General features: G+C 50.5%; 13 protein-coding genes. 3 read left to right on the top strand and 10 right to left on the bottom strand.

Annotated elements, in window-relative coordinates; genetic code table 11:
• Positions 1-4: 4 nt before the first annotated feature.
• On the top strand, positions 5-1,372 hold the full coding sequence (gene hemN, locus NV375_RS09590) for an oxygen-independent coproporphyrinogen III oxidase (RefSeq protein WP_258808017.1): 1,368 nt from the start codon (positions 5-7) through the stop codon (positions 1,370-1,372).
• A gap of 4 nt (positions 1,373-1,376) precedes the next feature.
• Here hemN and NV375_RS09585 read toward each other — a convergent pair whose 3' ends face one another.
• The 3 genes from NV375_RS09585 to nrdG form a co-directional block, all read right to left on the bottom strand.
• Positions 1,377-1,784, bottom strand: a complete 408-nt coding sequence (locus NV375_RS09585) for a ribonucleotide reductase subunit alpha (protein ID WP_258808016.1) — start codon at positions 1,782-1,784, stop codon at positions 1,377-1,379.
• A 114-nt stretch (positions 1,785-1,898) separates the two neighbouring features.
• A complete protein-coding gene (gene nrdD, locus NV375_RS09580) occupies positions 1,899-3,734 on the bottom strand; it encodes an anaerobic ribonucleoside-triphosphate reductase (protein WP_258808015.1) in 1,836 nt (611 codons plus the stop codon).
• Positions 3,715-4,215: an anaerobic ribonucleoside-triphosphate reductase activating protein gene (gene nrdG, locus NV375_RS09575; protein WP_258808014.1), complete on the bottom strand. Its 501-nt coding sequence runs from the start codon at positions 4,213-4,215 to the stop codon at positions 3,715-3,717. Before nrdG ends, nrdD begins: the two co-directional genes overlap by 20 nt.
• Positions 4,216-4,459: 244 nt before the next feature.
• Here nrdG and NV375_RS09570 point away from each other — a divergent pair, with 244 nt between their 5' ends.
• On the top strand, positions 4,460-6,742 hold the full coding sequence (locus NV375_RS09570) for a nitric-oxide reductase large subunit (RefSeq protein ID WP_258808013.1): 2,283 nt from the start codon (positions 4,460-4,462) through the stop codon (positions 6,740-6,742).
• Positions 6,743-6,807: 65 nt separating this feature from the next.
• Entirely contained in the window at positions 6,808-7,110 is a 303-nt protein-coding gene (locus tag NV375_RS09565; RefSeq protein ID WP_258808012.1) for a hypothetical protein, read from the top strand.
• Here NV375_RS09565 and NV375_RS09560 read toward each other — a convergent pair.
• From NV375_RS09560 to narH, 7 genes are all read right to left on the bottom strand, one after another.
• Complete coding sequence (locus NV375_RS09560; RefSeq protein ID WP_258808011.1) at positions 7,107-7,388, bottom strand: helix-turn-helix domain-containing protein; 282 nt, start codon at positions 7,386-7,388, stop codon at positions 7,107-7,109. The genes NV375_RS09565 and NV375_RS09560 overlap by 4 nt on opposite strands.
• Positions 7,381-8,712, bottom strand: a complete 1,332-nt coding sequence (locus tag NV375_RS09555) for a HipA domain-containing protein (RefSeq protein ID WP_258808010.1) — start codon at positions 8,710-8,712, stop codon at positions 7,381-7,383. Before NV375_RS09555 ends, NV375_RS09560 begins: the two co-directional genes overlap by 8 nt.
• Before the next feature lie 109 nt (positions 8,713-8,821).
• The gene (locus NV375_RS09550; protein WP_258808009.1) at positions 8,822-9,460 is read right to left on the bottom strand and encodes a thiopurine S-methyltransferase; all 639 of its coding nucleotides are present in this window, start codon (positions 9,458-9,460) and stop codon (positions 8,822-8,824) included.
• 72 nt (positions 9,461-9,532) lie between these two features.
• Positions 9,533-10,300 carry a peptidylprolyl isomerase gene (locus tag NV375_RS09545; RefSeq protein ID WP_258808008.1) on the bottom strand — a complete coding sequence of 256 codons (768 nt, stop codon included), beginning with the start codon at positions 10,298-10,300 and terminating at the stop codon, positions 9,533-9,535.
• Between the two features lie 10 nt (positions 10,301-10,310).
• Entirely contained in the window at positions 10,311-11,000 is a 690-nt protein-coding gene (narI, locus tag NV375_RS09540; protein WP_258808007.1) for a respiratory nitrate reductase subunit gamma, read from the bottom strand.
• A gap of 10 nt (positions 11,001-11,010) precedes the next feature.
• Positions 11,011-11,739, bottom strand: a complete 729-nt coding sequence (gene narJ, locus NV375_RS09535) for a nitrate reductase molybdenum cofactor assembly chaperone (RefSeq protein ID WP_258808006.1) — start codon at positions 11,737-11,739, stop codon at positions 11,011-11,013.
• Between the two features lie 4 nt (positions 11,740-11,743).
• Positions 11,744-13,279 carry a nitrate reductase subunit beta gene (gene narH / locus NV375_RS09530; protein WP_258808005.1) on the bottom strand — a complete coding sequence of 512 codons (1,536 nt, stop codon included), beginning with the start codon at positions 13,277-13,279 and terminating at the stop codon, positions 11,744-11,746.
• Position 13,280: the final 1 nt, after the last annotated feature.

Here is a 13,280-nt window from a genome sequence, read left to right as displayed (position 1 = left end):
GGTTATGCCTGCGGTCACTTGGGATCAAGCTTTGATCGACAAATACAACATTAATGGTCCACGCTATACGTCGTATCCTACGGCGTTAGCGCTCACCAGCGACTTTGCTGTGGCTGAAGTTGCACAAACCCTGACTGCAGCGCCCAAAGCTCTGAGTCTGTATTTGCATCTACCGTTCTGTCATAAGCTTTGCTATTACTGCGGCTGCAACAAAGTGATTACGCGGCACCAGCACAAAGCTGACCGCTATCTGGATATGCTGGCTAAAGAAATGGCCATGTATCAGCCGCTGCTGGGTGAGCGTGTGGTCAATCAGATTCATTTGGGTGGCGGAACTCCGACGTTTCTCACCGAAACGCAACTCACTCGCCTGTGGGAACTCCTGAATCAGTACTTCACCATTACCGACGATGCCGAGTTAAGCATTGAAAGCGACCCGCGGAGTTGCAGTGACGACAAACTGCGGCATTTGCGTCAGCTCGGCTTCAACCGGGTGAGTTATGGTGTGCAAGATTTCGATGAAAAGGTGCAAATCGCCATTAACCGCGTGCAAGATACCGATTTAATTAAGCATCAGGTACAACTTAGTCGTGAGCTTGGCTTTGACTCTATTAATTTGGATCTGATTTATGGCTTGCCTTATCAGCAGCCGCAGAGCTTTGCTGCATCGATTGAGCAAGTGATTGAATTGGCGCCTGACCGTGTGTCGTTGTTTAGCTATGCGCATTTGCCGCAGCGTTTCGCTGGGCAGCGCAAAATCCCTGACAGCTCATTGCCATCTGCGCCGATAAAGCTTGAGCTGTTGCAGCTTGGCATTACCCGCTTCAGTGCCGCGGGCTATCAATTCATTGGCATGGATCACTTTGCTAAAGTTGACGATGAACTCGCGCAAGCGCAACAACAAGGCCGCCTACAACGTAACTTTCAAGGCTATACCACGGCTGGCCAAGACAGCACTCTAGGCTTGGGCGCTTCGTCGATTAGCCAAATCGATGGTGTACTCTGGCAAAACGCGAAGGACCTACCGGATTACTACAAAGCGATTGAAAACGGCGAATTACCAGTGGTGAAAGGCTTCAGCTTAAGCGCCGATGACCGCTTACGGGCCGCGTTGATTTCGCAGGTAATCTGTCACTTTAACCTCGACCTCAAAGCATTCAGCGAACAATGGAAAATTGACGACTTTTGGGGTTACTTTGCAAATGCGAAAGTCAAACTACAGCCGTTTATCGAAGATGGCTTGGTCGAGGTGTCGGCAACCGAACTCAAGGTAACTGAACTGGGACGTTTGTGGGTGCGCAGTATTTGTGCGTGTTTTGACGCCTACCTCGACAGCGAGGCAGGAATGCCTCGCTACTCGAAAGTCGTTTAAGGGATTAAGCGAACAGCTGCAGCAGTTCGCCTTGCTTGTTCACGGTGACAAAGTCGGCAATGCTGCCGGCTTTTATTTTATTGACCATCAGCGTTAGCGGTTGCTCGGCTTCATCGCTGCTGGGCGGGTGCCCTGCGCGGCCTTCCATGCTGGCGATAAACGCGATATCCCAATTCATACCAGTGCGGTTTGACTCATCCACCAACACGGCAAAGTCGGCCACTTCTTCCGGCAACTTATCCACACACAGCACCGGCTCTAACGCACCACCTTGTTGCTCCGCAAACCGCGCTTGCTGGCTTGCCGTTGCATCTTGTGGCAACTCTGCTTTAGCCAAAACAAACAACAAGCGTTGTGGCTCGGGTTGCTGCTGGGCAGCGGCGATCAGGTCGCTATAACTTTCAATAACCATAGGTTGTATCTCTTACAAAGATTTTCGACCTGTTATTGTAGTTGTTTCGTGCGCCACACCCCATACAACAAAAAAGGGAGCTGAGCTCCCTCTTTGTGAGTAGTTTTCGCCGCGCTAACTCGCTTGGCGCCACGCCTCTTGCGCCGCACCAACGGGGTGGTCAACTTGGGTTTGATGCTGACGATGGTAATGCCGCTTGTTATGTTCCTTTTGACGCCCCGAACTAAAAGCGGATACCCGCTTCAAGTAGCCAATCACCCGCGTACCATAATCAATATCGGCCGACCCGCACGACGAGCAAGCGTGCAGGGTGCGCTTATCGATGTGCTCGCAATCATTGCAAATGGTGATTTTGACGTTGATGCAGAAGTAATTACAGCCGGTGCGTGCGGCCGTATTGAGTAGCGCTAGATAGCCTGGCTGATTGAGTTTTTCGTCGAGGTTTAGGTGTAATGCAGACCCCCCGTCAAGGTACTGAATGAGTTCAGAGCCATGCAGCACAAACTTATCCAATGCATTCGAATTTTCATCTTCGACCACGTAAAAATACGAGTTGTAGCAATCGCGTGGGACAAAATAACCATCCTCGCGGTCCCATTTCGCATTTTTTACGCCGAGGTTTTCTGCGGGTACAAACTCGGTATTGAACATGTAACCGTATGCTTGACGCGCCGCTTTGTTGGCATCGTAGATCACCTTCAGGCGCTCTTGCACAAAGGCGGCGTATTCTGGGTTATTACTCGCTTCAATGCCCTGTGATTCAGCAGCCTCGACCATACCGTTAATGCCGATGGTCAGAAATTGTTTATCCAGACTAATAAAACCGGCGTCATAGACGGTCAATAAACCTGCTTCTTTGTATTCCTCCATGAGCTTGCGATAAGCCACCTGATATTTCTGGATCTTGTCGATTTCGGTAGCTAAGTCGCGGCCATCTTGCACTAAACGGTTCATATTGATGGTGATCACGTTGATTGAGCCCGTAGCGACCCCGCCTGCACCCAGCGTATACGAGAAGGTATTGTCGCTAATTTCGCTCCGTAGTCGACAACAGGACGCTAACGAGTCGGCATTGTCGGATAAGTACACAAAAAACGAGTTGCCGTCGGCAAGTCCCGCAGCGATCCCTTCGGCAAACTGCTGGTCTTTGCAGGCCCCATCTTCCGTCAGCATTGCTACAGTCACCACTGGGAAAGTTAGAATGGTTTTCTTACGTTCATTGTTGAACCACTGCATAAAGAAATCTTGTAGTCCGCTGACAGAACTCCATTCGGGTTTACTAAAGTCCGGGAATACAAAGTCGCCAAACATGCTCTCGAAATAAAATTTGTCATACACCGAAATATTCCAAAACACGCTTTGGTAACCGCGGGCTGCCGCTGGTTGGTTTAACGCATACACCACGTGCTGTAGGTGGTTTTCGATCTGATGGCGATGGGTATTGAGGTAATCGTCACCATAGTCTTTGCGCGCAAAATAGTCGAAATAGGTCAGAAACTCGACGGTAGCTACGGCGCCAGCAAACTGCGAACTGACGGCGAAAACAAAATTGACGAAGCAACCACAGAAGCTCTCGAGGTGCTTCGGCGCTTGTGATTCGCCACCAAGTTTAGTTAAGCCATCGCGTAAGAATGGGTACATGGTAACTGAGACACAATAGGGCTTCAGACTGGTTTCATCATGCACATAGATCTCATGGTCTTCGATTTGCCGAACGTATTCTTGCGCCAAGTCATTACCAAAGAGCTCCGCGATTTTTGTGCTGACCTGCTTGCGGTTCACTTGCACAAAGAAATCTTTCATCAATTCAGCTTCAAGGGTCGCAATGTTCTTTTGTGTGACATTGGCATTAGCATCCATCTTCGAACCATCGGCGGCATTTTGGGCTTGCAAATAGTCGTGGATGAACTGCATTTTGTGGTCAATTTGCTCAGGTTGTAAGCGCAACATGTTGTTCTTCCTTTCTTTTTATGTCGATAAATTCCGGGCAAAACAAGGCATTCAGCACTTCCCCGGTGCGTAAGTCGTAATAGCGTTGGTTGGTGATGGGCGAGTCAAGGCCGCCGCACTCAGGGCGCCATGGCCCAGTCTTTAAGTAAGTTAGGTGCTGGGTCAAAGTATCGGAGACCTGCTCATAGCCGGTATAAAGGCAGGTTTCCAAGCCTAACAATTTGGCCCGACGCAGCAGCATTTCGAGTCGCGCCGGGTACCATTCACCACCAAGAAACAGAACTGCGGTAATAAGTCCTTGATAACGATTCAGCTGTTTCTCAAAATGTTCATCGGTCAATTCCACGCCACGGTCTGCCGGCCAGCTATCCGCACTATGGCAACCTTTACAGCCAACAGGGCAGCCAGTGATGGTATAAGCCAATGCTACCTCACCCGGAACCTCTTGAAAGACAATGTCTACTGCACTAAAACGCATCATTTCGTCACCAAAACACTATATATTGTGGTTCAGATTAGATGATGACACTAGATTTGCGTTGATCATGATCAACAAAAGTGCGGAGTGGGTAGAAACAACCCACAGTGTCGATTTGACTAGCGAAATGGCTGGGTATAAAAAACCCTATTACGCATCAAACACCAATAAAAACAATAAGATAAAAGTTGGCAAGGCAATTGCAATACAACCTGTGGAGATAAACCTCATAACAAGAAGGTGATGTATGGCAGGTTATAAAAAACTTTGGTGGACGCTCATTGCGATTCTCGCAATTACGTTCGGAATACTAGGTTACTTCGGACACGAAGTTTATCGTGAGGCACCGCCCATTCCGGCAAAATTCGTAACGACGAATGGGCAAACATTGATGACCGAGGAGTCGATTCTTGATGGTCAAACCGCATGGCAATCCGTCGGTGGTATGCAGCTCGGTTCGATTTGGGGGCATGGTGCCTACCAAGCGCCCGACTGGACTGCTGATTGGTTGCATCGTGAACTCTTGGCGTGGTTAGAGATTGCCGCAGCAGAAGAGTTTATGACGGCGTACGACAAACTCACGCCAGCGCAGCAGAATCAGCTGCAATTTGCGCTGAAGCAGGCGTATCGCACCAACACCTATGATGCTGCAAGTAACGAAGTGGTGATCGACGAACGTCGTGCCCAAGCCATTGCCGAAACAGCGGACTACTATATTCGCCTATTTAGCGATGATGCTGCACTGCGTGGCACACGCGAAAGCTATGCGATGAAAGAGAACACCCTGCCAAGTCTTGAACGTCGTGAACGTATGGCCGAGTTCTTCTTCTGGACCGCATGGGCGGCAGCTACTGAGCGCCCTGATAGCGATGTTACCTATACCAACAACTGGCCCCACGAGCCGTTGATCGATAACGTGCCGAGCGCTGAAAACATCATCTGGTCTATCGTCAGTGTGATTTTATTGATTGCCGGTGTCGGTGGCTTGATTTGGGGCTGGGCCTTTATTCGTAAACATGACGAAGAAGAACCTGCGGCACCGAAGCAAGACCCGATCAGCTTGGTGAAATTAACCCCGTCACAAAAAGCCTTGGGCAAATACCTGTTTATTGTGGTGGCGTTGTTTACCCTGCAAGTGTTGTTAGGGGGCTTCACCGCGCACTATACCGTTGAAGGCCAAGAATTCTATGGCATTAACGTATCTGAATGGTTCCCGTACAGCTTAGTGCGTACCTGGCATATTCAAGCGGCATTGTTCTGGATTGCCACCGGCTTCCTTGCCGCGGGCTTGTTTCTTGCACCGATTATCAATGGTGGCAAAGATCCTAAGTACCAAAAACTCGGTGTCGATATTCTGTTCTGGGCGCTGGTTGCAGTCGTGGCTGGTACCTTTATTGGTAGCTACCTTGCCATCGCTCAAATTTTGCCTGAACACTTGAACTTCTGGCTAGGTCACCAAGGTTATGAATATGTCGACCTCGGCCGCTTATGGCAGATTGGTAAGTTTGTTGGCATCGTATTCTGGCTTGGCCTGATGATGCGTGGCGTGATTGGTGCCTTTAAAGTCAAAGGCGACAAAAACTTACTGGCGCTCTTCACTGCTTCAGTCGTTGCTATCGGCCTGTTCTACGGTGCCGGCTTCTTCTACGGCGAGCGCACCCACTTGTCAGTGATGGAATACTGGCGCTGGTGGATCGTCCACCTTTGGGTTGAAGGCTTCTTCGAAGTGTTCGCGACCACTGCCATTGCCTTTATCTTCCACAGCATGGGCTTGGTCTCACGCAAAATGGCGACCACTGCGTCACTAGCATCAGCATCTTTGTTTATGCTTGGCGGCGTACCGGGTACTTTCCACCACTTGTACTTCTCAGGCACCACGACTCCAGTCATGGCGGTCGGTGCAACCTTTAGTGCACTCGAAGTGGTACCGCTCATCGTGCTTGGCTACGAAGCATGGGAAAACTGGAGCATGCAACACAAAGCGCCGTGGATGGCCCGCATCAAATGGCCACTCATGTGCTTCGTTGCCGTCGCGTTCTGGAACATGTTGGGCGCTGGCGTGTTGGGTTTCATGATCAACCCACCGATTTCGCTCTACTATGTGCAAGGTTTGAACACCACGCCAACCCACGCCCACGCAGCACTATTCGGTGTGTATGGCTTCTTGGCGCTCGGTTTCGTCTTGCTCATCTTGCGCTACATCCGTCCGCACTTGGCCTTCAACGACAAACTGATGACCACTGCGTTCTGGTGGATGAACGGCGGCTTAGTCTTGATGCTCTTCAGCAGCTTGCTGCCAATTGGTTTCATTCAGTTCTACGCCGCAGCTTCAGAAGGTCTCTGGTATGCGCGTAGCGAAGCCTTTATGCAGCAACCGTTGCTCGAAGGTTTACGTTGGGTGCGCACCGTGGGGGATGTGATCTTCATCATCGGTGCCCTGGCGATTAGCTGGCAGGTTGTCAGTGGGCTTTTGAGCAAGAAAGGGGGTAAACAAGCCAAGCAACAAGGTGTTGCCGTCGAACAAAACTAACGATTTCTCGTTGTGGGAGGTGCACTGTTCTCCAGGGTGCCCTCCCTTTTTCATTGGAGGTGCTGATGTCTGCTCTGATGTCTACTCAACAACCACGCCAGCGCAAACCGAACACCACTGACGCCATGCGGGCGTTATTGGACACCATTCGCAATACCATTCCCTTCGGCCTCGAAGACGCCGACATGTGCCAAGGCATCTGTCGCGGCTGCTCAAAGAAAATGATGGAAATGCTCGACGCCGAAGTCAGCCAATGGCAAGTCGACCTCGACAACGAAACCGCCGAGCCGACCTTTGCTGATCTCGCCTTTATGGAAAAGCTTGCACGCCGCACCTACAAGGTGTTGCAGCGCAACAACTTAATCTAAAGTTTGGGAGGCTTGCGCCGCCGCGCACTCAGCTGAAACCCGCCTGGTGCAAGCACCTTATTCATGATGGAAAGCCGTGCATCGGTGGTACCTTTCTCGATTTCGCGCAGGGTACGATCCGAAATGCCGATAAACGTCGCATATTGCAGTTGTGTCATGCCATAGAGCCGCTTGCGAATCGCTTGCACCATCTCGCCCAACGTAATTGCGTCATCTCCGAGTGCTTTTTCCAGTTCAGCGATGATTTCTAGGCGTTCTTCAACCGATAACTCAGTCATCGAGCACCCCCATATCTGTCAGCTTCTCTCGTGTTCGTTCAAGACCAATTGCCGGAAAATCAAGAATACGTTCCGAGCACCCAGCTAAGCGAAGTTCGTCTTTCAAATGAATCAGCTTTTTCGCGGTAGTTTTAAGAAAGGCAAGTAGTTCGTCCGCGGGAGCAAAAGCATCAAGCTCTTGAACAACCTGATCAAATTTCACCATTGAGGCGCTTTCAAATTGTCGCGGCCACTTAAATAGACGCACGACCATTTCTGGATCCGCTTTCATCGGCGCAAAATCATAAATAGGCGCAAAATGAATATCACCATCAAGCTTCAAAAACGAAATATTGCGCCCATGATTATCCGAATTACCAAAGACAAGATTGAGCAAGTCGCGCACGAGGTACTGTTTGGCGAATTCGGCTTTGTTCATTTGCGTTCCACGACGAATTTTTGCCCATACTTCGGTCATCACGTCAAAGTGGTTTTGCGCACTGCCCGGACCCGCATTAATGATCGAATAGATACTCTCGACGCCTATGCGTTTGGCTAAGCCATTCTCTTCAACCACGTCAAACCGCGGCAACCATAAGCTGACTTGGCCTTCATGTTGGTGCAGCATCATATTTTCGGTATCGATGGTTTCAATTCCACTTCCTGCAAGAAGCTTCGCTAGGACCTTATAATAGCAACACTCCGCAGCCAGAATGTCATTGTCGAGGCGCGTTCGACGGTTCCGTGCAAACTTTGTCAAATAGGGCTTCGCGGCCAAGGGCTTGCCGGCAAAGTCACCATCGATGTAGACTTGCTCGCCCTCAACCATCAATAACAGCTTCGGCGCCACTCCTACGGCACCCGTTGCACCGCCAACCGCCGCACCGTTCTCATTGGCATACTCAAGAAAGTCATGTTGCAACTCGACCACAGCTTGCAGGGGGAAGCGTTGCTCGATGTCATTATGCCGGTTAGTAAATGCCTCCTTGATACGCAAGTTACCAATCGGGGCCATCACCGCGTGCTTGAGCAGCTCAATATTTTGCACAAACTCGGGTTCGCGCTTTAAATCCAAACGCGCCAGCCACCAATCACGCGATTTACCCACGGGTAGTAGATCATCTAAGAGCGCTGGCCATGAAGGGTAGTCCACAGGAAGAACACCGACCGGCGCATTGACAGTACATGCGCTGCTATCAATAGCCTCATACTGAAGAACTTCTGTGATGTAGGCGTGCGTGTAAGCAAGCGTCACGCGGCCATGCGCGACCTTGTCATGAAAAATGAGCTCCGCTGCGTCATGCCAACGCCCGTGATTAAAAAGCTGTAGAGTGAGCTTTTGCATTCAGTTACCGGTAGTTTAATTCCTATTATGGTTACTTATAGACCGAATTACGGAATTAATCTACCGTAAACCTATCAATAAACCCTACCTTTAGGAATCAAACTTCCGACTAGTCATAAATAACGTAAGCTTGTTCGGTGACTGGACTGTCAACACTGGGCTCGTTGTTCACGAAACCTTGGATACGCGCCTTGCGTTGCACTTTGAAGCGTTGCCCGTAAGCACTTTTGACCTCGTTTTCTGGCACCGAAAACGGTGGGCCCTCGCGGTAACCGTCAGGATATTCAACAGTCACCAACAGACCTCGACTGCCACTCGGTAAGGTTTTTCGGAGTAGTTCTACATAGCGTGTACGCATTTCCGGCGGCAGAGCTACGAGTGCAGCGCGGTCATACCAACCATCGACATCGGCCAGATCTTTAGCACTGAGATCAAATACATCGCCCACCCAAATCACCAGTTCATCAACCGCATACTGCTTGAACTTACCAACACTGGTCACTTGCGGCTTAAGTTGGTTTTCTGCGAAAAACGCCTGCACCGCTAGCTCGCTCAGCTCTATGCCAAACACTTTGTAGCCTTGATCGAGCAACCACAACATATCTTTCGTCTTGCCGCACAACGGCACCAAAATACGCCCGTTTGGGCAAGCTTTGGGGAAGTGCTCCGTCAACAGCTCATGAAAAGCATCGCGATGAAAGCCAATTTGTTGCTGCTGCCAGCGTTGATGCCAAAAGTTGTGGTCCATAAAAAGCCTCCGTGGGTGGAGGCTTTAGCTTACTGTAACTATGGCTTTGTGCAAGCGTGACTACTGCTACCGCTACTGCAGCAACGGCGAATCCGAAACAGCAAAATCAAAGCCTTTGATTTCGGCGGCTTGAATGAGTGTGTGAATATATTGCGCGACGGCTTTACGTTCGACTTTCTCGTTCAAGTAGGCGGCGATTTTGTCTTTGACGGCTTCGTAAGGCAGCTGCTTGCCTTCGATTTTGCGATCGACGGCGACCACGTGAAAGCCGTAGCGGGTTTCCACGGGGTTCGGCAGCAGTCCTTCGTTGGCAGTGAAGACTTGGCGTTCAAATTCAGCGACGGTTTGGCCGCGGCTGATTTGGCCTAAGCTGCCAGCGGTCGCGGCAGACGGACAGGCTGAATGCTGCTGCGCTAAACGTGAAAAGTCATCGCCTTCGCCGAGCTGCTTGATGATTTGCTCGGCCATCATTTTCGCATTGACGCGGTCGAGCTCGTCATCTGGCGCCGCAGCCAACAAAATATGGCGTACTTCCAGCAACGGTGACGTGGTAAAACGCTCCGGGTTCCGCTGGTAGTAGGTTTCACAGGCTTGGTCATCGGCTTCGGGGATGTCGACTTCGCGCTCGAGTAATGCTGCGAGAAAGTCGTCATCACTGGCGTCTTTGTTTTCGTCTTTTACGTGCAGCCCGAGTTCGGCTGCACGTTGACGGAACAATTCACCAATCACCAGTGACTCTGCGGCTTTGGCCATGGCTTGCTGCTGGCTATCCGCCGGATGGTATTGCATCTCGGCGAGGATTGCCGGCTCATCGATGGTGGTTTCATTTACCTGAATCATAGCAATCTCCTCAGCGCGCTGCTTTTTGCCGCACGATTTGATGCTGACGGCGAATGTACTGCACCGGCACGCTGAACATATGCACCAATCGAGTGAATGGGAACACCAAGAAAATGGTGAGACCTAAGGTGATATGCAGCTTGAAGATCCAGTGCACGTCAGTCATGGCGGCAACTGCTGTGGTCGCGTCAAAGGTCAGGGTATTTTGTGCCCAAGACATCAATAACAGCATGGTTGAGCCATCCATGTGGCCGAGTGATACGAAGATCGACAAGAGGCCTAGAATCAATTGCGCATAGAGCAACAACAAAATCGTGATATCCATAGTGCTGCTGTTAGCACGAATACGCGGATTTTTCAGGCGGCGCACAATTAAAATGGTCATGCCATAGAAGCAAACGATACCTGCTAAGCCACCGGCAACAATGGCGATCAGCTGCTTGGTGCCAGCACTAATTCCTAACACGTGCCAAACTTCGCCTGGGGTTAACAAGCCGACAAAATGCCCGGCAAAAATCGCCAAAATACCAATATGAAAAGCAATGCTTCCGCGACGCAGCTGCTTCTTTTCAAGTAGCTGGCTGGAGCTGGTTTTCCAAGTAAATTGCTCACGGTCGTAGCGCATCCAAGTACCTATGATCATGACCGCCAACGCAATGTATGGGTAGATGCCAAAGAAAAACGTGTTTAAATAATTCATGACTTGCTCCTTAGACGTCCGCGGCGTTTTTCACGTTGCTGAGTTGATCAAGATTCAATGGCACATACTGATCACGACGCTGACCTTCCGCTGGGCGATGTTGCACAGTCGGACAGGTGCTGGTGGCGTCATTACCGGTAAAGGTCACCATTTCCTCTTCCCAGACTTTGTCGAGTTCTTTCGGCGTGTCGTCACGCTTTTCCGATTCGACTTGCGCACGTACATCGCTTAAATCAATCTCGACCTGCGCCAGCTCTAACAGGCTCTTAAACAGCACTGCATAATCACTTTCGCGTTGTTCTAACCGCGCCGCTAATACCGCCAAGATATGCGCCACTTCGGCCAAGCCTTCGCGTGCATTGTCCTCGCCTTGGGTGGCCAAGAATTCGAGATACAACGGAATGTAATCTGGCAATTCTTTGACGCCGATTTCCAAGCCTGCTTGTTGATACTGTTGCATCAAATCAACCATGGCTTGGCCGCGATCGCGTGATTCGCCATGCACGTGTTCAAATAACAACAATGACAGCGAACGGCCACGCTCAAACAGGCCGTCGTATTCCGACTGCCAATCCATGAGGTCGCCGCTGGTCCGGCGCACAATAAAGTCATCGAGGGCCTTTTGTTGCGCTGTGCTCAGTGCCGAAGCACGCACCAAAGTGCGTAACTCAGGCACTACTTCGAGCAGCGCTACTTTCGGGTAGTCGAGTAACAGTGAAATCACTTGTAAAACTTGCATGGGCTTACTCCTTCACCGTTACCGGGATGACTTGGCGGACGCTTTGCTTCTTCGCGCCAAACAAGTTCACGTCGTTATTGCCATCACTACAGCCGTTGCCGAAGGTAAAGCCACAGCTACCTTTCAGGTCATAGGCATTTTCAGCGTAGGCACGGTGACTGGTTGGAATCACGAAACGATCTTCGTAATTCGCCAGCGCCATGTAACGGTACATCTCTTCAACTTGATGCTGGGTCAGGCCCACTTGCTTCAAGACTTCTAGATCTTCGACGCCATCGACGTTTTGGCTGCGTTTGTAAGCACGCATGGCAATCATGCGTTCTAGCGCGCGAACAATCGGGAATTCGTCACCAGCGGTGAGCATATTCGCCAAGTAACGCAGCGGAATCCGTAGCGATTTCAGATCCGGAATTTCACCGTTCATGCCCACGTGGCCAGCTTCGACCGCACTTTGGATCGGTGATAGCGGTGGCACGTACCAAACCATGGGTAAGGTGCGATATTCTGGGTGCAACGGCAGCGCAACTTTCCATTGCATTGCCATCATGTACACCGGTGAACGCTGGGCAGCTTGAATCCAGTTCTCAGCAATGCCTTCTTTACGCGCAGCCGCTTGTACTTCTGGATCGTGTGGATCCAAGAAGATATCGAGCTGGGCTTGATAGAGGTCTTGCTCGTTCGGCGTATTGGCCGCTTCTTCGATGCGGTCGGCATCGTACAGCAACACGCCCAAGTAACGGATACGGCCTACACAGGTTTCTGAACAGGTGGTCGGTTGACCTGCTTCGATACGTGGGAAGCAGAACGTACATTTTTCTGATTTACCGGTTTTCCAGTTGTAATAAATCTTTTTGTACGGGCAGCCCGACACGCACATGCGCCAGCCACGACACTTGTCTTGGTCGATCAACACGATACCGTCTTCTTCACGCTTGTAGATGGCACCTGACGGGCAAGCGGCCACACACGCAGGGTTCAGACAGTGCTCACACAAGCGTGGCAAGTACATCATGAAGGTCTTCTCAAACTGACCATAGATGTCTTTTTGCACCACTTCGTCGAAGTTCTTGTCTTTCTTACGTTTAGCAAACTCAGTACCGAGAATTTCTTCCCAGTTCGGACCCCACTCGATCTTCTCCATGCGCTGACCTGAGATCAGTGAGCGTGGACGCGCGACCGGTTGGTGCTTGCTGTCTTTTGCCGTGTGCAAGTGTTGATAATCGAAATCAAACGGCTCGTAGTAGTCGTCAATCTCAGGCAAATCTGGGTTGGCGAAAATATTCGCCAACACCCGACGCTTGGCACCGATTTTCAGTTCCAAGTTGCCTTTTTTATTACGAATCCAGCCGCCATTCCACTTGTCTTGGTTTTCCCATTCTTTCGGGAAGCCGACGCCTGGCTTGGTTTCAACATTGTTGAACCAGGCGTATTCAACGCCTTCGCGTGATGTCCAAACATTCTTACAAGTGATGGAGCAGGTATGACAACCAATACACTTGTCCAAATTTAGCACCATGCCAATTTGAGCTCTTACTTTCATG

The sequence above is a fragment of the Pseudidiomarina sp. CB1 genome, from assembly GCF_024752025.1.
In the GTDB taxonomy this organism is placed as follows: domain Bacteria; phylum Pseudomonadota; class Gammaproteobacteria; order Enterobacterales; family Alteromonadaceae; genus Pseudidiomarina.
The sequence above is the reverse complement of the archived record's forward strand: the minus strand, read 5'-3'. Positions and strand labels throughout refer to the sequence as shown.